Origin of the sequence: Pseudonocardia aurantiaca, assembly GCF_039526725.1 — a bacterium.
GTDB lineage: Bacteria > Actinomycetota > Actinomycetes > Mycobacteriales > Pseudonocardiaceae > Pseudonocardia > Pseudonocardia aurantiaca.
The window spans coordinates 364,537-381,743 of record NZ_BAAAJG010000016.1; the positions used below are offsets into that span (position 1 = coordinate 364,537).

At 73.7% G+C, this 17,207-nt stretch carries 19 protein-coding genes; 8 read left to right on the forward strand and 11 right to left on the reverse strand.

Annotated elements, in window-relative coordinates; genetic code table 11:
• Positions 1-30: 30 nt before the first annotated feature.
• Both ABD143_RS26335 and ABD143_RS26340 read right to left on the reverse strand, forming a co-directional pair.
• The gene (locus ABD143_RS26335; protein WP_343983872.1) at positions 31-738 is read right to left on the reverse strand and encodes a DUF998 domain-containing protein; all 708 of its coding nucleotides are present in this window, start codon (positions 736-738) and stop codon (positions 31-33) included.
• Positions 739-805: 67 nt separating this feature from the next.
• Positions 806-1,303 (reverse strand): DsbA family protein, encoded by a 498-nt coding sequence (locus ABD143_RS26340; RefSeq protein ID WP_343983876.1) that lies wholly within the window; start codon positions 1,301-1,303, stop codon positions 806-808.
• A gap of 104 nt (positions 1,304-1,407) precedes the next feature.
• Here ABD143_RS26340 and nhaA point away from each other — a divergent pair, with 104 nt between their 5' ends.
• Complete coding sequence (gene nhaA, locus ABD143_RS26345) at positions 1,408-2,742, forward strand: Na+/H+ antiporter NhaA (RefSeq protein WP_343983878.1); 1,335 nt, start codon at positions 1,408-1,410, stop codon at positions 2,740-2,742.
• A 9-nt stretch (positions 2,743-2,751) separates the two neighbouring features.
• On the opposite strand, the gene ABD143_RS26350 is transcribed toward nhaA, so the two are convergent.
• Positions 2,752-4,068, reverse strand: coding sequence for a DNA polymerase IV (locus ABD143_RS26350; protein ID WP_343983881.1), 1,317 nt, complete (start codon positions 4,066-4,068; stop codon positions 2,752-2,754).
• Positions 4,069-4,150: 82 nt separating this feature from the next.
• Here ABD143_RS26350 and ABD143_RS26355 point away from each other — a divergent pair, with 82 nt between their 5' ends.
• Positions 4,151-4,774, forward strand: coding sequence for a pyridoxamine 5'-phosphate oxidase family protein (locus ABD143_RS26355; RefSeq protein ID WP_343983883.1), 624 nt, complete (start codon positions 4,151-4,153; stop codon positions 4,772-4,774).
• Positions 4,775-4,777: 3 nt separating this feature from the next.
• Here ABD143_RS26355 and ABD143_RS26360 read toward each other — a convergent pair whose 3' ends face one another.
• Both ABD143_RS26360 and ABD143_RS26365 read right to left on the reverse strand, forming a co-directional pair.
• Positions 4,778-5,467: a 4'-phosphopantetheinyl transferase family protein gene (locus ABD143_RS26360; protein WP_343983886.1), complete on the reverse strand. Its 690-nt coding sequence runs from the start codon at positions 5,465-5,467 to the stop codon at positions 4,778-4,780.
• Positions 5,468-5,536: 69 nt separating this feature from the next.
• Positions 5,537-5,785 carry a hypothetical protein gene (locus ABD143_RS26365; RefSeq protein ID WP_343983889.1) on the reverse strand — a complete coding sequence of 83 codons (249 nt, stop codon included), beginning with the start codon at positions 5,783-5,785 and terminating at the stop codon, positions 5,537-5,539.
• A 226-nt stretch (positions 5,786-6,011) separates the two neighbouring features.
• Here ABD143_RS26365 and ABD143_RS26370 point away from each other — a divergent pair, with 226 nt between their 5' ends.
• The 3 genes from ABD143_RS26370 to ABD143_RS26380 are packed head-to-tail and all read left to right on the forward strand — an operon-like array spanning position 6,012 to position 9,545.
• On the forward strand, positions 6,012-7,148 hold the full coding sequence (locus ABD143_RS26370; protein WP_343983892.1) for an NAD(P)/FAD-dependent oxidoreductase: 1,137 nt from the start codon (positions 6,012-6,014) through the stop codon (positions 7,146-7,148).
• Positions 7,149-7,181: 33 nt separating this feature from the next.
• Positions 7,182-8,369: a cytochrome P450 family protein gene (locus ABD143_RS26375; protein WP_343983895.1), complete on the forward strand. Its 1,188-nt coding sequence runs from the start codon at positions 7,182-7,184 to the stop codon at positions 8,367-8,369.
• 45 nt (positions 8,370-8,414) lie between these two features.
• Positions 8,415-9,545 carry a lyase family protein gene (locus ABD143_RS26380; protein WP_343983897.1) on the forward strand — a complete coding sequence of 377 codons (1,131 nt, stop codon included), beginning with the start codon at positions 8,415-8,417 and terminating at the stop codon, positions 9,543-9,545.
• A gap of 178 nt (positions 9,546-9,723) precedes the next feature.
• Here the strand turns inward: ABD143_RS26380 and ABD143_RS26385 are convergent, their stop codons facing one another.
• Genes ABD143_RS26385 through ABD143_RS26395 form a run of 3 tightly spaced genes read right to left on the reverse strand, consistent with a single transcriptional unit; the run spans position 9,724 to position 11,661 of the window.
• Positions 9,724-10,332 carry a response regulator transcription factor gene (locus tag ABD143_RS26385; RefSeq protein ID WP_343983899.1) on the reverse strand — a complete coding sequence of 203 codons (609 nt, stop codon included), beginning with the start codon at positions 10,330-10,332 and terminating at the stop codon, positions 9,724-9,726.
• Entirely contained in the window at positions 10,329-11,432 is a 1,104-nt protein-coding gene (locus ABD143_RS26390; RefSeq protein WP_343983901.1) for a sensor histidine kinase, read from the reverse strand. Before ABD143_RS26390 ends, ABD143_RS26385 begins: the two co-directional genes overlap by 4 nt.
• Before the next feature lie 52 nt (positions 11,433-11,484).
• Positions 11,485-11,661: an ATP-binding cassette domain-containing protein gene (locus tag ABD143_RS26395; protein ID WP_343983903.1), complete on the reverse strand. Its 177-nt coding sequence runs from the start codon at positions 11,659-11,661 to the stop codon at positions 11,485-11,487.
• Between the two features lie 115 nt (positions 11,662-11,776).
• Here ABD143_RS26395 and ABD143_RS26400 point away from each other — a divergent pair, with 115 nt between their 5' ends.
• A complete protein-coding gene (locus ABD143_RS26400) occupies positions 11,777-12,832 on the forward strand; it encodes a winged helix DNA-binding domain-containing protein (protein ID WP_343983905.1) in 1,056 nt (351 codons plus the stop codon).
• 7 nt (positions 12,833-12,839) lie between these two features.
• On the opposite strand, the gene ABD143_RS26405 is transcribed toward ABD143_RS26400, so the two are convergent.
• The gene (locus ABD143_RS26405) at positions 12,840-13,010 is read right to left on the reverse strand and encodes a hypothetical protein (protein WP_343983907.1); all 171 of its coding nucleotides are present in this window, start codon (positions 13,008-13,010) and stop codon (positions 12,840-12,842) included.
• An 85-nt stretch (positions 13,011-13,095) separates the two neighbouring features.
• On the opposite strand from ABD143_RS26405, the gene ABD143_RS26410 reads away from it, so the two are divergent.
• Positions 13,096-14,061, forward strand: a complete 966-nt coding sequence (locus ABD143_RS26410) for a GlxA family transcriptional regulator (protein ID WP_343983909.1) — start codon at positions 13,096-13,098, stop codon at positions 14,059-14,061.
• 20 nt (positions 14,062-14,081) lie between these two features.
• Here the strand turns inward: ABD143_RS26410 and ABD143_RS26415 are convergent, their stop codons facing one another.
• Complete coding sequence (locus ABD143_RS26415) at positions 14,082-15,179, reverse strand: sensor domain-containing diguanylate cyclase (RefSeq protein ID WP_343983911.1); 1,098 nt, start codon at positions 15,177-15,179, stop codon at positions 14,082-14,084.
• 227 nt (positions 15,180-15,406) lie between these two features.
• Here ABD143_RS26415 and ABD143_RS26420 point away from each other — a divergent pair, with 227 nt between their 5' ends.
• Positions 15,407-16,768 carry an FAD-dependent oxidoreductase gene (locus tag ABD143_RS26420; RefSeq protein WP_343983913.1) on the forward strand — a complete coding sequence of 454 codons (1,362 nt, stop codon included), beginning with the start codon at positions 15,407-15,409 and terminating at the stop codon, positions 16,766-16,768.
• Between the two features lie 24 nt (positions 16,769-16,792).
• On the opposite strand, the gene ABD143_RS26425 is transcribed toward ABD143_RS26420, so the two are convergent.
• On the reverse strand, positions 16,793-17,068 hold the full coding sequence (locus ABD143_RS26425; RefSeq protein WP_343983915.1) for a hypothetical protein: 276 nt from the start codon (positions 17,066-17,068) through the stop codon (positions 16,793-16,795).
• Positions 17,069-17,207: the final 139 nt, after the last annotated feature.

Consider the following 17,207-nt stretch of genomic DNA (forward strand, 5'->3'; position numbering starts at 1 on the left):
CACGCCGGACCGGTAACGGCTGACGAGGACCTACGCGAGGAACGTCCCGTTGGTCGCCGGCTGGGCGCGCACCGCAGGCCACGACACGCGGACCAGCTGCACGGCCAGCGCCGTCACCACCGCGATGTCGAACCCCAGCACGCCCCGTTGCAGGAACCCACCGATCTCGACGTTGCCGAAGACACCGGGGAACACGTCGTCGAGCCTGCTGACGATGTACGCGGCGGCGAGCACGGCGGCCCCGATCGACAGCGTGCGGACGGTCCCGACGATCGGGCGCCACGACGGGTTCTCCGCCAGCCGGGGGGCGGCGGCGAGCCCGGCGAAGGACAGGAACGCGAGGATGCCCGCACCGGCGAACTGGTGCACCCACCCCGCGACGGTCATGATCACCGGCGCGTCGTCGATGGGGAACACGGCGGAGAGCACCAGGCACAGCGCCCACACTGCGAAGAGCACCGTGGGCCGTCCAGCCAGCCGGACGCCGGCGCGGGCCATCCCCAGCAACACGGCGAGCACTCCGACCGCCAGGGCGACCGCGGCCGAGGTGAACATCTGGCCGCCGCCGTCCACGAGGACGTAGTAGCTCAGGGGAGTGGTCAAGGGATTGAACTCGTCCTGGAACGCCAGGTTCAGGTAGATCATGATGAAGCTGGCGCGCGCCGCAGCCAGCAATGCGATCACGGCCAGTACCAGCGTGCTGACGCTCAGCCACCGCTTGCTCGGACCACTCCCCATCGAGTCCCCCCTGTCCTACCCCGTCCCCATAGATCGAACACCGGCTGGGCAGGATCATGTTCCCGTTTCAGCCGAGAGGCTGAATCGGCGCGGGGGCCGTGGTCTCCAGGGCTTCTATGAGATTCGGGACGGTGACGCCCCCGCGGTACATCTCACCGTTCACGAAGAGTGCCGGGGTGCCGCGGACGCCGCTTCGGACGCCGGAGTTGAAGTCGGCCTCCACCCGGTCCTCCACGAACCGGGTGGCCGGCCAGAGCACCTTCTCAGGCGGGATGCCGATCTCCTCGGCGTAGCGGCGCAGGTCGGCCTGGGTCAGCCGGGGCTCGTCGCCGGAGTAGAGCTTCGCGTGCATCGGCCAGAACTGGCCCTTGAGCGCCGCGGCCTCGGCGGCGACGGCGGCCGACAGCGCGTATGGGTGCAGCTCCGCGAGCGGGAAGTGCCGGAACGCGAAGACGAGGCGATTGCCGAGGCGCTCACGCACCTCGTCGATGATCGGGGCCGCCCTGCGGCAGTATGGGCATTCGAAGTCGCCGTACTCCACGAGCGAGAGTTCGGAGCCGAGCACTCCGTGGAGGTGGTCGTAGCTTCCGATGCGGGGGTCGAGGGTGATGGCTGGCCTCCTCCCGGCATGATCCGGCTCCCGAAGACGGGTGGCAGGATCGATTCGTGGTGACGACCCTATCCGAGCGCGGCGAGCTCAGCAGGGCCGCGCGCTCGTTCCTGCGGACGGAATCCGGTTCGGCCGTACTGCTGCTCATGGCCGCGGTCGTCGCGCTCGTGTGGGCCAACACGAGCCCGGGCTACGAGACCTTCTGGCACACCGACTTCTCGCTGAACTTCGGCGGGACCACGCTGTCGCTCGACCTGCGGCACTGGGTCAACGACGGGCTCATGGTGCTGTTCTTCTTCTCGGTGGGTCTGGAGATCTCCCGCGAGATGGTGCTCGGCGAGCTGCGCGGGGTCCGGGCGATCGCCACGCCCGCCGCGGCGGCCGTCGGCGGCCTCGTCGTGCCGGCCCTGCTCTACTTGGCGTTCAATGCGGGCGGCCCGGGGGCGGGGGCGTGGGGGATCGCGATCTCCACCGACACGGCCGTCGTGATCGGCGTGCTCGCGCTCGTCGGCCCCCGCTGCCCGGATCAGCTCCGGGTCTTCCTGCTTGCCCTCGCCATCGTCGACGACATCGGCGCCGTGGCCGCTATCGCGCTGTTCTACACCGAGAACGTCGACTACACCGCGCTGGCGCTGGCAGTCGTGGCGTTCGTCGCGCTGCTGGGGCTGCGGTTCGTGAGGTTCTGGCGCACCCCGATCTACGTGCTCATCGGTGTCCTCATGTGGCTCGCGATCCTGCGCTCCGGGGTGCACCCCAGCGTGGTCGGCCTGCTCCTCGGCCTGCTCGTCAACGCCTATGCCCCGCGCCCCCGAGACGTGGCACGGGTGCAGGTGATGGGCACCAGCTTCCTCGTCGACCCCAGCCCGGAGCGCGCGCTCGCGGCGCAGGCGGCGGCCACGGAGGCGGTGTCGCCCAACGAGCGGCTGCAGCTGCGCATCCAGCCGTGGAGCAGCTACGTGATCGTCCCGCTGTTCGTGCTCGCCAACGCCGGGGTGGTGCTCAGCGCGCAGACGCTGGCCACCGCCGCGATGTCCCCGATCACGTGGGGGATCATCGTCGGGCTCGTGGTCGGCAAGCCCATCGGTGTCGCGGCCGCCACCTGGATCGCGCTGCGCACGGGCATCGGGACCCTGCCCGACACCCTGCGGTGGGGCCAGGTGATCGGCGGCGCCGGGCTCGCGGGCATCGGGTTCACGGTGGCCCTCTTCGTGACGGAGCTGGCACTGGATGACCCGGTGCTGATCAACAACGCGAAGATCGGCATCATGACCGGCTCCATACTCGCGGCCGTGGTCGGATGGCTGATCTTCCGGGTCGCCGGCGAGCGGGGCGGGCAGTGCGCGCCCAGCGGCCTGCCGGTGCTGCCCCCGCGCCCGTGGCGCCCACCCTCCTGACCCAGTTGCTCAGGCGAGACTCGCGAGCGGGTCCGCCCGGGTCAGGTCCGGGTCGTCGGAGGCGAACGTGTGCGCGCGGCCGGGGCCGGTGCTGCGGGTCTCGAATCGCACGGTGACCCGGCCGTGGCCCGCGCCCTGCACCCAGCCGTGCCCGTGCTCCGGGTGGGAGGCGTCGTCGCCGGGGCGCCACGGCCGGGACACTGCGGGTTCCTCGGCGCGGGCGGGTTCGGCGACGGGCTCGGCGACGAGCACCTCTTCCTCGCGCAGCGGCTCGAACAGGGCGGGCGGCGGGTCGTCGCCAAGGCCTGCGAGAGAGACGCCGATCAGCCGCACCCCGCCCTCCGGCACCGCAGCCCTGGCCAGCCGCTGCGCCACGGCGGTGAGCGCCCCGAGGTCGGTGCTCGCGGTGCCCGCTGTCTCCGAGCGGCTCGCGGTCGTGAAGTCGGCGCTGCGCACCTTCACCGTGACGGTGCGTGCCGCGCGCCCGGACGCCACGAGCCGCCGGTGCGCGGCCTCGGTCATCCGGGCGACGGCCTCGTGGACGTCGGTCATCGCCGTCAGGTCGGCGTCGAACGTGGTCTCCGCGCTCACCTGCTTTGCCGCTCCGCGCGGGGCCACCGGACGTTCGTCGACGCCGCGGGCCAGGCGGTGCAGCTCGGTGCCCACGGCCGTGCCGAGCAGCCCCGTGGCCTCACGCAGATCCATCGCGGCCAGCTCGCCGATGGTGTGCACGCCGAGCTTGCGCAGTCCGGCCTCGGCCACCGGCCCCACGCCCCACAGCGCCCGCACGGGCAGTGGCGCGAGCACCGCCTGCTCCTCGTCTGGTGCGACGATGCGTAGCCCGTCGGGCTTGGCCAGCTCGGAGGCGATCTTCGCGAGCTGCTTGCCCGATCCCGCGCCGACCGACGCCGGCAGCCCGGTGGCCGCGCGGACGTTCGCCCGCAGCTTCGCGCCAAACTCCTCCACCTCGGCGGCGGATGCCCCGGCGAGCGACGGCGGCTCCAGGAACGCCTCGTCGAGCGACACCGGCTCCACCACAGGCGCCGCGGCGCCGAGCACGCCCATCACCCGCTCGCTCAGCGTCTGGTAGAGCCCGAACCGGGCGGGCAGCACCACGGCGTGCGGGCAGAGCCGGCGCGCCTGGCCCATCGGCATCGCGGAGCGGGCCCCGAACACCCGCGCCTGATAGCTGGCCCCGGCGACCACCGCGCGCGGCCCGAGCCCGCCGACCAGCACCGGCCGGTCGCGCAGCGTGGGACGGGTGAGCTGCTCGGCGGCCGCGAAGAACGCGTCCATGTCCAGATGCAGGACCCAGCGCGCACCCACGCCGCCATCATCCCCCGTACCACCGACGAACCTGGGAAATCGGGGGTGTCGGGGCCGCCGGTTCGCGTACCGTCCCGGAGACGTGGACCCTTTCGAGATCACCAGCGTCGCCGACCTGGAGTCCGTGGTCGGCACCCCGCTCCCCGCCGCGGCGGAGAAGGTGCGGGCCAGGCTCGACCCGATCGACCGGATGTGGCTCGCCCACTCGCCGTTCTGCATGATCGCCACGAGTGACGCCGAGGGCCGCCTCGATGTCTCGCCCAAGGGCGACCCGGCGGGCTTCGCACACGTGATCGACGATGGCACGCTCGCAATACCGGAGCGCCCCGGCAACCGGCGCGTCGACGGCTACCGCAACGTCCTCGCCAACCCGCACGCCGGCCTGATCTTCCTGGTGCCCGGCCGCAGCGACACGCTCCGCGTCAACGGGCGGGCGCGCCTGCTGCGCGACGCCCCGTACTTCGACGCGATGGTCGTGAAGGGCCACCGGCCGGTCCTGGCGCTGGAGGTCGCGGTCGAGGAGGTCTTCTACCACTGCGCGAAGGCGTTCCTGCGCTCGGCGCTGTGGAAGCCGGAGACGTGGGACGCGCAGGCGATCCCGTCGAGGGCGAGGATCGCGAAGGCGCTCGAGCGCCCGGACACGCCGCTCGAGGAGCTGGAGGCGTACTACGGCCCGGCCTACGCGGAGAAGCTCTACCGGGCCTGACCTCTACCGGGCCTGGGCGAGGAGCGCGTCGCCGTCCTCGGTCCGGACGTCCCCCGGTTCGGTGCCCAGTCCGGCGATCGCGGCTCGGTAGCCGGGGCCGGGGTGCAGGTCGCGCAGCCACACCGGCCCGGTGGGAGCGCCGTCCCCGGTCCACTCGGTCACGCCTGCCGGGCCGAGCGTGATGGCGGCCATGGGGCTGGAGAGGCCCGCACCCGTGGCCTTGAGCAGGGCTTCCTTTCGCGTCCACAGGACGAAGAAGGACCCGGGGTCCGGCGCCGCCTCGGCCGGTGAGCAGGCGTGGGCGGCGAGCGCGGGGAGGTCGGTCAGCTCGCGCTCCTCCTCGACGTCGAGTCCCACGGGCCCGGTGTGGACGGCGACACCGACCAGGCCGCCCGCGTGGGTCAGGGAGAAGCCGGGTCCGCCGAGGAGGACGGGCTTTCCGTGCTGCTCCCCGCAACGGCAGGTGCGATCGAACTCCAGCTCCGCAGCGGGGTGGCCGACCGCGGCGGCGAGCACCAGCCGGGTCAGAGCGTGGGCGGCGAGGTAGGCGGCCCGGTCGGCGTCGCGCCGGAAGCGGTCGAGCCGGGCGCGCTCCCGGGCGTCGAGCAGGTCGACGAGGCGGCCGCCGTCGGCAGGTGGCACCGGGCGGGCCCACCAGACGGTGGCGCTACGTGCGTCGCGATCGACATCCACCGCGCAATCGTCACACGCCGGAGGCGCGAGTACCGCCGGCCTCGTGGACGCGAGGCCGGCGGTACCGGATCAACCGGTGCGGCGCACCGGGTTGATCCGGCGGCCCTGCGCTGCGCGGGCGCGACCCCCGGAGCCGGTGTGGATCGCTCCGCTCGGGGCCTGCTGGCCGGCGCGGCCACGGCGGGCCGCTCGGTTGGCCGGCGCCGGAACGGCGCCTGCCGTGTCGGTGGTCGTGTCGGTGGTCGTGTCGGTGGTCGTGTCGGTCGGCTGCTCGCCGAGGGCAGCGCCGAGGACGGTGGACAGCAACGGATCACGCATAAGAGCCTCCTGCAGGAGATGACGGGGCCGGCGCACAGCAGAGCCGAGGCGGCCCGGGACGTCCGGTGCCGGCCGGTTGGCTGGGGTTGGGTGCGGTGGGGGACAGGAAGGTCCCGCCGACCGCGCTGCCGCTCGAGGCGGTCCGTCGCTACAGGCGCATGAGAAGGACCATAGATCCGCGCGGAGAACCACGCCACAGGTTTTTCCGCCGGTTACGGTCAGCGCCGTGACCAGCACATCCGATGTCGTCGTGGTCGGCGGCGGGATCGCCGGAGCCTCAGTCGCGTACGAGCTCGCCGGCACTCGCTCGGTGGTGCTGCTCGAAGCCGAGACGGCGCTTGCGCGCCACTCCACCGCTCGCTCGGCAGCCACCTACATCCCTGGTCACGGCACCGGCGTCGTCCGCGCGCTGATCGTCGCGAGCGGGCCGCGCTTCGCGCGGCTGGAGGCCGATCTCGACGCGCCCCCGCTGCTCGCGCCGCGCCCCACGCTGCACATCGCCGTCGACGACGAGGGCGAGGCGGCGCTCGCGGCGCGGCTCGCGGAGCAGGCCGGGGAGCCCGGGGCGCCGGTCGTGCTCGACCCTGCCGAGGCAGAGCGACGTTGCCCGGTGCTCGCCCCTGGCGTCGTGCGGGCGGCCGCCGTGGTGGAGGGCGCCGCCGACGTCGACACCGAGGCGCTGCACCAGGCCTACGTCCGCGGGCTGCGCAGGCGCGGCGGCACCGTCCGGGCCGGGGCGCGGGTCACGGCCGTCGAGCGGAGGGGGACGGGCTGGCGGGTGCACACCGGGGCGGGCGAGGCGCCGATCGACGTCGCCGACGTGGTGGACGCCGCGGGGGCGTGGGCGGACGTCGTGGCTGGGCTGGCAGGGGTGCCGCGCATCGGGCTCACGCCGCTTCGCCGCACGATCGCGCAGGTCCTGGTACCGGACCAGGCCCGGCTGCGGGCCCCGGACGGGCCGCTGCCGATGGTCATCGATGCCGGCGAGCGGTTCTACCTGAAGCCGGAGGGCGACGGGCTGCTGGTGAGCCCCGCGGACGAGACGCCGGTCGAGCCGCACGACGCCCGCCCCGACGAGCTGGACGTGGCGCTGGCGCTGGAGCGCGTCGAGGCCGTCACGCGGCTCGGGCTGCGCTCGGTGCGGACGAGCTGGGCGGGGCTGCGGTCGTTCGTACCGGACCGCCGTCCGGTCGTCGGGGACTGGCCGGACCACCCCGGCTTCTGGTTCTGCGCGGGCCAGGGCGGGTCGGGCATCGAGTCGGCACCCGCGCTGTCGGCGTTCGCGGCGGCTGTGATCACCGGGGCGCCCGTGCCGGCCGACGTGCCCCTCGATCGAGTGACGCTGTCGCCGGCCCGCCTGTAAGCTCGCGCTTACATCCGCGGCTGAAGGAGATCGGTGACTGCCACCCTCGAGCTGTTCGACGGCGCCTTCTGGCGCGACCCCTACCCGGCCTACGCCGAGCTGCGGGATGCGGCGCCGGTGCGAGAGGTGCAGCGCCCGGAGGGCACGGTGTGGCTGGTCTCCCGCTACGCCGACGTCCGCGCGGCTCTCGCCGACCCCCGGCTGAGCAAGGACTGGCGCTACACGCTCGCGCCCGAGGGGCGAGCCGACGCGCCCGCCGCCAACATCCCGATGATGCTGCTCCTCGACCCGCCGGAGCACACGCGGCTGCGCAAGCTCGTGTCGCGCTCGTTCACCGTGCGCCGGATGGAGGAGCTGCGCCCGCGCGTCGAGCAGATCGCCAGGGAGCTGCTCGACGCCCTCCCGCCCACGGGCAAGGTCGACGTCATGGCCGAGTACGCGTTCCTGCTGCCGGTGTTCGTGATCTGCGAGCTGCTCGGCGTGCCCGCCGAGGACCGCGACGAGTTCGCGGCGTGGTCCAACACGCTGGTCGACGAGTCCACGCAGGACGAGGCGACGGCCGCGATGGGCCAGCTGAGCGCCTACATGGGACGGCTCGTCGAGCAGAAGCGCCTGCAGCCCGACGACGCCCTGATCAGCGCGCTCGTCGAGGTGGCGGAGGACGGCGACCGGCTTTCCCAGGAGGAGCTGGTGGCGATGGCGATGATGCTGCTCATCGCCGGCCACGAGACCACCGTCAACCTCATCGGCAACGGGCTGCTCGCCCTGCTCACCCACCCCGAGCAGCGGGCGCTGCTGCGCGAGCGGCCGGAGCTGCTGCCGTCGGCGGTCGAGGAGTTCCTGCGCTGGGACTCCCCGGTGCACAGCACACCGGTGCGGTTCGCCGCCGAGGACGTCGAGTACGCGGGCGTGACGATCCCTGCGCGGTCGGTGGTGACGCTCTCGCTCGCCGCCGCCAACCGCGACCCCGAGCGCTTCGCGGGAGCCGAGGAGCTGCGCGTCGACCGCGACGCCTCCGGCCACGTCGCCTTCGGGCACGGGCTGCACCACTGCCTCGGCGCGCAGCTCGCGCGCATCGAAGGGCAGGAGGCGATCGGCCTACTCCTCGCCCGGCGTCCCGAGATCGCGCTGGCCGCCGACGCGGGGGATCTCGTCTACCGCCGCAGCTCCCTGATCCGGGGCCTGCGGGAGCTGCCCGTGGAGCTCGGCCCCTCGTCCTGAGCCCCTCGTCCTGAGCAGGGTCGGCGGGACGTACCGTTCCGCCCCATGGTCAGTGCGCTGTTCGACCCGCTCTTCGGGGCCGACCGGGTGGCAGCCCGCCTCGACGACGCGTCCTGGGTGGCCGCCCTGGTCGCGGTGGAGGTGGCGCTGACCCGCGCCGCCGCCCAGCACGGCGTCGTGCCTGCGGAGGACGCGGAGCGGATCGAGGCCGCGGCCGCCGGGCTGGAGGTCGACCCCGGCGTGCTCGGGCGCTCGGCCGTCGAGGGCGGCAACCCGGTGATCCCGCTGGTGCGGATACTGCGGGCCGCCGCGGGGGAGGCCGGTCGGTCCGTGCACCCGGGCGCCACCAGCCAGGACATCATGGACACCGCGGCCGTGCTGCTCGTCGGCTGGGCGGGCGAGGTGGTGCTGGGCGACCTGCGCGGGGCAGCCGACGCCGCCGCTGCCCTCGCGCGGGCCCACCGGACCACCCCGATGATCGCCCGCACACTCGGCCAGCAGGCGCTCCCCACGACGTTCGGGCTGGTCGCGGCGGGCTGGTGCACCGGCCTGGACCGGGCGCGGACGGCGCTGTCCGGCGTGCTCGACGCGCTGCCGCTGCAGCTCGGCGGCGCCGCAGGCACGCTCGCGGCCCTGCACCCGCACGGGCCGGCCGTTGCCGCGTCGCTCGCGCGGTCGCTGCGCCTGGCCGACGCGGCGCCGTGGCACACCGAGCGCACCCGTATCGGGGAGCTGGCGGGGGCCCTGGCCGTGGCGGCCGGGGCGTGCGCGAAACCGGCCACCGACGTCGTGCTGCTCGCGGGCACGGAGCTGGGAGAGGTGTCGGAGGGCGCGCCGGGCGACTCGTCGTCGATGCCGCACAAGCGCAACCCCATCGCCGCGATCACCGCACGCGCCGCGGCCCGCCGCGCCCCCGGCCTCGCCGCCGTGCTGCTCGGTGCGGCGGACCACGAGCACCAGCGCGCCGCGGGCCCGTGGCACGCCGAGTGGCAGACGCTCACCGACCTGCTCTGCGCCACCGGCGGCGCGGCGGCACGGCTCCGCACGTCGCTGGAGGGCCTGGAGGTGCATCCCGACCGGATGGCAGCGAACCTCGCCCTGACGACGGACACCGACAGCTCGACGGGCCACGCGGCGGACCTGGTAGACCGCCTGCTGTCCGAACGCCCCACCTGAGCGCAACTCGCTCGCACTTTCCCAGCGACTCGCGCGCACCCAGACCCCGACTCGCGCGCACCCAGACCCCGACTCGCGGAGTGTGGGGTCCCACCCCCGCGAGTCGCGGTGTGAGTGCGCGCGAGTCGGGGTGTGAGTGCGCGCGAGTCGGGGTGTGAGTGCGGCTGAGTTGGGGTGGTTAGAGCCAGCCGCGGTCGCGGGCTACTCGGGCCGCCTCGATGCGGTTGCGGACGCCGAGCTTCGTGATCGCCGTCGACAGGTAGTTGCGGACGGTGCCCTCGGCGAGGTGGAGCTGGGCCGCGATCTCGCTGTTGGGCAGGCCGTCGGCGGCCAGGCGCAGGACGTCGCGCTCGCGGTCGGTCATGGGGTCCGCGCCGTCCCACGCGGCGACGGCGAGCGCCGGGTCCACCACCCGGCCGCCCGCGTGGACCCGCCGCACGGTGTCGACGAGCTGGTCGATCGGCGCGTCCTTCAGCACGTACCCGGCCACGCCGCTCTCCAGGGCCCGGCGGAGGTAGCCCGACCGGGCGAACGTCGTGACGATCACGATCCTGGTGCGGGTCCCGCGCCGGCGCAGCTCGGCGGCGACGTCCAGGCCGCTCAGCCCGGGCATCTCCACGTCGGTGACGAGCACGTCCGGGTCGTGGTCTGCGACGGCCGCCAGCGTGCGGGTGCCGTCGGTGGCGGTGGCGACGACATCGAGGTCTGGTTCGAGAGCGAGCAGCTGCGCGAACGCCCCGAGCACCATGGCCTGGTCCTCGGCGAGCACGAGCCGGATCTTGCTCATGTGGCCACCGCCGCAGGGACCGCGACGGTGAGCGCCGTGCCGCCGCGGGCGAGCCGCCGGACCTCGCCGCCGAGCGCCGCGATCCGCTCGCGCATACCGGTCAGGCCGTTGCCCTCGCGCTGGTCGCTGCCCACGCCGTCGTCGGCGATCTCCAGCTCCACCCGGTCCTCGACGCGCCGCAGCGCGACCGTGCAGCTCCCTGCGTGCGCGTGCCGCACGACGTTGGTGACGGCCTCGCGCAACGCGAGCCCCAGTGCGGTCTCGGCCGACGGGGTGAGCACCAGGGCGGGCTCACGGGCCACGGTGAGCGCGACTCCGGCCGCCGTGAGGGCGCCCCGGGCGCTGGCCAGTTCGTCGTCGAGGGTGACCTGCCGCCAGCCCGACACGGTGTCGCGCACCTCGGCGAGGGCGGCGCGGGCGGCCCGCTCCACCTCGGCCATCTCCCGGACCCCGGCGTCGGCGTCGGTGCGCGCGAGCCGCTGCGCGAGCTGCGAGCGCACGACGATGCCGGTGAGCGTCTGGCCGAGGAGGTCGTGCAGGTCGCGGGCGATGCGCTCGCGTTCGGTCAGCGTGGCCAGGTACTCCATCCTGGTCGCCCGGAACCGCTCGGAGCGGCCCTCCTCGGCGTAGGTGAGGGTGATCGTTCCGATGGTCCAGATGAGCACCACGGTCGGCACGAACGTGAACAGCCGCCACGGCATGTCGATCGGCGAGACGAGCATGAGCCCCACGACCAGCAGCGTGAGGCCGACGAACCAGCGCACGGCCTGCCGCCGCGGCAGCGTGCTGCCTGCGAACCCGGCGGCGTAGACGAGCAGGACGTTCGCGCCGCCGTTGAGCGGAGTGGCCACGAGCGCCAGCACGGTGGTGATCGCGGGCGCCCACCGGCGCAGCCGCCCGTCGTGCCCGTCGTGCCCGTCGACGTAGAGGTAGAACGCGACGAACACGACGATCACGACGACGCCGACCATGTACTGCAGCGGGCCGCTCGTGGGGTCGAGGGCGGGCTGGTAGAGCAGCGCGGCGAGCCAGATCAGCGTCCACCAGGTGGACGCCGGCCGGGCCAGGCCGGCCCACCGGGAAGCGGCCCTCGTGGTCACTGCCGCAGGTTACGGTAGGCCCAGCCGGCGAGGAGCGCGCCGACGGCGGTGGTCAGCAGCAGCGCGAGCAGGTGGGCCCCACCAGCGTCGTCTTGCCTGCCCCGTTCGGGCCGAGCAGCGCCACGCACTCGCCGGCGCGGACGGTCAGGTCCACACCGGCGAGTGCGGTGACGGCGCCGTAGCGGTGGCGCACCCCGTCGATCTCGAGTACCTCGGTCACCTCGGTCATGACGGCAACGGTGCCGGGCCCGCCGGGCAGGCGGCAGTGGATCTCGTCAGCACTCCGGTCTGACGAATGTCACGGCCGGCCTGGACTGTCGGGGGGAGCGGGCAGACTCCCCGCCATGGCCGAGCGTGTGCTGACCACCCGGGAACTCAACCGGGCCGTGCTCGCCCGCCAGCTGCTGCTGGAACGCTCCACGCTGGCCCCCGAGCGCGCCACCGAGCAGGTGGCGGGCCTGCAGACGCAGTACGCCCCGTCGGGTTACGTCGGGATGTGGTCGCGGCTGGCCGGGTTCCGGCGCGAGGCCCTCACCGATGCCCTGCACGACGGCCGGATCGTGCAGGCCTGGGTGATGCGGTGCACGATTCACATGGTCTCGGCGGGCGACTACTGGACGTTCACCGAGGCCGTGCGCGCCCCGCGCCGGGAGTGGTGGCGCAGGTCCGCCCGGCCACCAGCCGAGCTCGACATGCCCGCCGCCGCCCGCGCCGTGCGCGGTTACCTGGCCGACGGGCCGCTCAAGCAGGCGGAGATCCAGAAGCGGCTCGTGGCCGAGGGGTTCCCGCGCGAGGCGTGGACGGGTGTCCAGCTGTGGCTCGACCTGGTGCGGGTGCCGCCGGCCGGCACGTGGGCCACGCCCCGCGCCCATGTCTACGGCCTGGCCGAGCACACGGTGTGCCCACCGGAGCCGGCGCTCTCCGAGGCGGAGGCGCAGGAGCTGCTCGCCGCCCGGTACCTGCGCGGGTTCGGGCCTGCGTCGGCGGCCGACGTCGGGTCGTTCTGCGGGTGGACGATCACGGTCGCGCGCTCCGTGCTCGCCCGCATGGAGCTGCGCCGCTTCCGCGACGAGCAGGGTGGCGAGCTCGTGGACGTGCCGGACGCCCCGCTGCCCGACGCCGACACTCCGGCACCCGTGCGCTTCCTCGGGCAGTGGGACGCCAACCTGCTGGTGCACGTGCGGCGCGCGCAGATCCTGCCCGAGGAGTACCGCAAGCGGGTGTTCGCCACAAGCATGCCGCAGTCGGTGCCGACGTTCCTGGTGGACGGGCAGGTCGCGGGCACTTGGCGCTACGCCGACGGTGAGGTCCGCTGCGAGCCGTTCCACGCGCTGCCGGCGAGCGCCGCCACCGCGCTGGCCGAGGAGGCCGAGCGGCTGGCGGCGTTCTACTCCGGGTGAGGAGGGATCAGGGAAGCCGCACGTCCGAGTGGTAGCCGGGCAGGGCGCGCAAGTCGCCGAGCGTGCGCTCCCGGTCGCGGTCGGCGGGCGCGGGGGCCAGGAACGAGGTGGACGGGCGCACGATCGAGAGAGTCACGAGGGCTCCCACGAGGAGCAGGACAATGAGCGCGGTAACCATGGCAGAAAGTCTGCGCCCGTGAACTTCCTGCCACCAGTGGCAGAACTGTCTACCCCTGTAAAGATGCTGCCAGTACACTGCCCGGATGCTGAAGACCGTCGCCGCGCTGGTGCTTCCCGAGGTCTCGCCGTTCGAGTTCGGCACGATCTGTGAGGTCTTCGGCATCGACCGCACCGAGGACGGAGTGCCGCCGTTCGAGCTGCGGGTCTGCGGGCCGGTCGCGGGCGAGCCGCTGCGGAGCACGGTCGGGGTGGAGATCGTGCCCACCCACGGGCTCGACGGTCTCGCCGGCGCCGACCTGGTAGCGGTGTCGGCCACCCGGATGCGCGAGTTCCCCGAGCCGGTGCTCGACGCCGTGCGAGCGGCCGCGGCGTCCGGCAGCACGATGCTGAGCGTCTGCTCGGGGTCGTTCGTGCTCGGCGCGGCCGGCCTTCTCGACGGCCGCCGGTGCACCACGCACTGGATGAACGCCGACGAGCTGCGGTCCAAGAACCCGCTCGCGCAGGTCGACCCGGACGTGCTGTTCGTCGACGACGGCAACATCGTCACGAGCGCGGGAACGGCCGCGGGCATCGACGCCTGCCTGCACGTGGTGCGCCGCGAGCTGGGCAACGCCGTGGTCAACGCGATCGCGCGGCGGATGGTCGTGCCCCCGCAGCGCGACGGGGGGCAGCGGCAGTTCGTGGAGCAGCCCGTCCCGGTCTGCCGGGCCGACGGTCTCGCGCCCGTGCTGGACTGGGTGCTGGAGAACCTTCAGATCGAGCACTCGGTGTCCGACCTCGCGCGCCGCGCCCGGATGTCCGACCGCAGCTTCGCGCGCCGCTTCGTCGCTGAGACGGGCACCACGCCGCACAAGTGGCTCACGCTGCAGCGGGTGCTGCGGGCCCAGCGGCTGCTGGAGGACACCGACCTGGGTGTCGACGACGTCGCCGAGCGCAGCGGTTTCGGCAGCGGTGCGCTGTTGCGCCACCACTTCCGCAAGGTCGTCGGCGTTGCCCCGGCCGACTATCGCCGCACGTTCACCGCCCGCACGGCGCTGGCCGGCTTCTGAGCAGGCCTGCCACCCCGGTCTCAGTCCCTGAGCACGCTCACCGGCCCCGACGGCCCGCCGCTGACCAGCACCTGCTGGCGCAGCTGCTCCACCGGTAGCGGGCGGCTGCGCGTCACCGTCGCGGCGGCGACGCCCGGCAGCGAGACGAACGGGTACTGCTGGTCCAGCCTCGCCACGCGCGCGCACACCTCCTCGCAGAACCACAGCACCCGCTCGGGCGCCCACGAGGGCAGCACGACCAGAAAGTCCTCGCGGCCCAGCCGCACCGCCCGGTCGACCGGCGTGAGCAGGTCCTGCACGCATTTCGACACGGCCCGAAGCGCAGCGAGCTCGGCGCGCAGCCCGTACTGCGACCGCACCTCCGGGATGCCGAAGATCCGCACTAGCGCGAGCCCGATCGGGAGGGTCCCCGCGCCGAGGCTTTTGGTCCAGCGGCCGAGGAACTTCTCCGTGTACAGGCCGGTGCGCGGGTCGCGTTCGGCGTTGTCCCCCTTCATGGCGTCCAGCCGCATCTCCGCCGCGATGCGCCTGCGATCCGCTGTCCTTACCCGCTCGGCGAGGAAGCCCGTCGGCCCGCTCCACCACTCGTGGTACGGCGGCTCGGGCGTGCCGCGCACGGCCCGCAGCAGCTCGTCGATGTCCGCGACGACCGCTGCGGGCAGCCGCAGCGCCGCCCGCAGCCGGATCACCTCCGCGTAGGCGTCCCCGCGACGGAACGACCAGCTCCCGCGGAACGTGCGGCCGTCCTCGAGCGTGCGCGCGACCGGGTCGATCGTCTCCAGGTCGGTAGCGACGAGGTTGGCGCCACCGTGCGGCCCGAGCACGGTGACGCTCCACTGGCGCGCCAGCTCGTCCGACGCGGAGAGCAGCGCGGGCTGCACCCCGGGCGGCACCGCGGGCGGGGAGTCCTCCGCCACCCCGATCACGGTGACGGCACCCCGTCCGGCGATGGCGCGGTACACCGCGCTCGCCCGTTCGAAGTACGAGAGCTTCTGGAACATCGCCAGGACGACGAGCGGCTCGTCCGGCGGGGCGGCGAGCGCGAACTTCTCGATCATGTGTGAGAGATCGACGAGCGCCCGCTTGCCGAGGAGTTCGCCCGGCGCGCCCGTATCCACGAGGCGGCAGGGTAGCGGGCGGCTCCCGCTACCGATCGGGTGACAGATCGACATCGTCGGGGGCCCCGGCGGTTGTGTGTCGCGGCGCGTGCGCTGTCCGTGACGCAGGTCCCTCTCGATCCACGGGCAGCGGTCGTAAGGTCGTTGACGTGTCCGATGACGTGCACGATCCGTCGGGACCACCGCGGAATGGCAGGATCGGTCCCGATCACATAACAGGAGTCGACGTGACGCAGCAGCCACACGCCAGGGTCGCGGTGATCGGAGCTGGCCCGTCCGGCCTGTACGCCGCGGCAGCGCTGCTCGCGTCCGGGGAGCCGGTGAGCGTCGAGGTCATCGACCGCCTGCCGGCCCCGTACGGCCTGGTCCGCTATGGCGTGGCCCCCGACCACGTGAAGATGAAGTCGGTCATCCGCGTGCTGCAGAGGCCCTTCGACCCGGCCGACGTCGAGTTCCTCGGCGGCGTGCGCGTAGGGGAGGGCGGCATCCCGCTGGAGGAGCTGCGGCAACATTTTCACGCGATCGTCCACGCCACCGGCAGCTCGGTGGACCGCATGCTCGGCGTTCCGGGTGAGGAGCTGGCCGGCTCGCTGGGCTCCGGCGCGTTCGTGAGCTGGTACTGCGGGCACCCCGACCACACCGGGCTGCGCCCGCTGCTCGACCACCCCGGTGTCGCCGTCGTCGGGGCGGGCAACGTGGCCCTCGACGTTGCGCGGGTGCTGGCGAAGACCTCCGACGAGATGGCCGGCACCGACGTGCCCGACCCGGTGCTCGACGTGCTGCGCGGAAGCGCCGTGCGGGACGTGCACGTGCTCATCCGCCGCGGCCCCGAGCACGTCCGGTTCACCCCGGCCGAGCTGCGCCAGATCGGCGAGCTCGCCAACGCCGACGTCGTCGTGCACGACGACGGGCTGCTCGCCGACGGTGTCGAGGAGCCGCAGGACAAACGGCAGAAGCAGAACCTCGCGATGCTCACCGAGTGGTCCCGGGGCGCGCCGACCGGCAAGCCCCGCTGCATCCACCTGTGGTTCCTGCGCAGCCCGGTGCGGATCCTCGGCTCCGACGGGCGCGTGAGCGGCGTGGTGGTCGAGAGGAACACGACGGATGGCAACGGCCGCGTGGTCGGCACCGGCGTCGAGGAGACCCTCGACGTCGGGCTCGTCGTGCGCGCGATCGGGTACGCGGCGGAACCGGTGCCCGGGCTGCCGTTCGACCCGGTCACCGGCACTGTCCCCAACATCGGTGGCCGGGTGGTGCGCGACGGCGTCCCGGTGCCCGGCGCGTACGTGACCGGGTGGATCAAGCGTGGTCCCACCGGCGTGATCGGCACGAACAAGTCCGACGCCAACGAGACCGTCGCCGCGCTCCTGGAGGATCTGCCCAGCCTGCCCGCCCCGGCGCATCCCGGGCCGGAGGCTCTGCGGGCGGCGCTGGCCGCCCACGGCGTGCGCCCGGTCGACTGGACGGGCTGGCTGCGCCTCGATGCCGAGGAGGTGCGCCGCGGCGGGCTGCGGGGCGCCGAGCGGGTGAAGGTGGCCGAGCTGGCCGAGATGATCGACCACGCGCACGGGGCCAGCACCAGCCCCTGAGCGCCCGCGTGACGCCGGGAGCCGTCAGCAGGGCTCGACGGACACGACCGCCTTCAGCGCGGAGAGGCGCTCGGCGAAGGTGGAGCACTCGGCGTTCGTGAGCGAGACCGTGCAGGTCACGGAGCTGTAGGGCACGCCGTCGCGGACGTCGACGAAAAAGTCGGAGACCGGGAACGCGCACGCACGCAGGGCAGCGCCGACGTCGAGGACGCCCTGCACACCACCGGTGGTGACGATCTCGTGCCTGCGGGGCAGGCGCGGGGTCCAGGTTGCGCGGGAGGAGTGGTCGACAAGAGTCATGTTGGGCTCCGGGAAGGTCCACTGCGATGGGGGCCCGAGCCAGGCCTCGGACGAACGAGGGAGAGCGGGCGCGCCGGCAGCCTGGCTCAGCCGACGCGCGGCAATACTGCCGCGGCACGAGCGAGGGCGATGCGCATGC

What these genes read in the sequence shown, in the direction of transcription:
- ABD143_RS26385 (WP_343983899.1), bottom strand. Translation starts at nt 10,332, where the DNA reads ATGAGCAAGATCCGGCTCGTGCTCGCCGAGGACCAGGCCATGGTGCTC.
- ABD143_RS26410 (WP_343983909.1), top strand. Translation starts at nt 13,096, where the DNA reads ATGCTGAAGACCGTCGCCGCGCTGGTGCTTCCCGAGGTCTCGCCGTTC.
- ABD143_RS26335 (WP_343983872.1), bottom strand. Translation starts at nt 738, where the DNA reads ATGGGGAGTGGTCCGAGCAAGCGGTGGCTGAGCGTCAGCACGCTGGTA.
- ABD143_RS26425 (WP_343983915.1), bottom strand. Translation starts at nt 17,068, where the DNA reads ATGACTCTTGTCGACCACTCCTCCCGCGCAACCTGGACCCCGCGCCTG.
- ABD143_RS26365 (WP_343983889.1), bottom strand. Translation starts at nt 5,785, where the DNA reads ATGCGTGATCCGTTGCTGTCCACCGTCCTCGGCGCTGCCCTCGGCGAG.
- ABD143_RS26405 (WP_343983907.1), bottom strand. Translation starts at nt 13,010, where the DNA reads ATGGTTACCGCGCTCATTGTCCTGCTCCTCGTGGGAGCCCTCGTGACT.
- ABD143_RS26400 (WP_343983905.1), top strand. Translation starts at nt 11,777, where the DNA reads ATGGCCGAGCGTGTGCTGACCACCCGGGAACTCAACCGGGCCGTGCTC.
- ABD143_RS26380 (WP_343983897.1), top strand. Translation starts at nt 8,415, where the DNA reads ATGGTCAGTGCGCTGTTCGACCCGCTCTTCGGGGCCGACCGGGTGGCA.
- ABD143_RS26395 (WP_343983903.1), bottom strand. Translation starts at nt 11,661, where the DNA reads ATGACCGAGGTGACCGAGGTACTCGAGATCGACGGGGTGCGCCACCGC.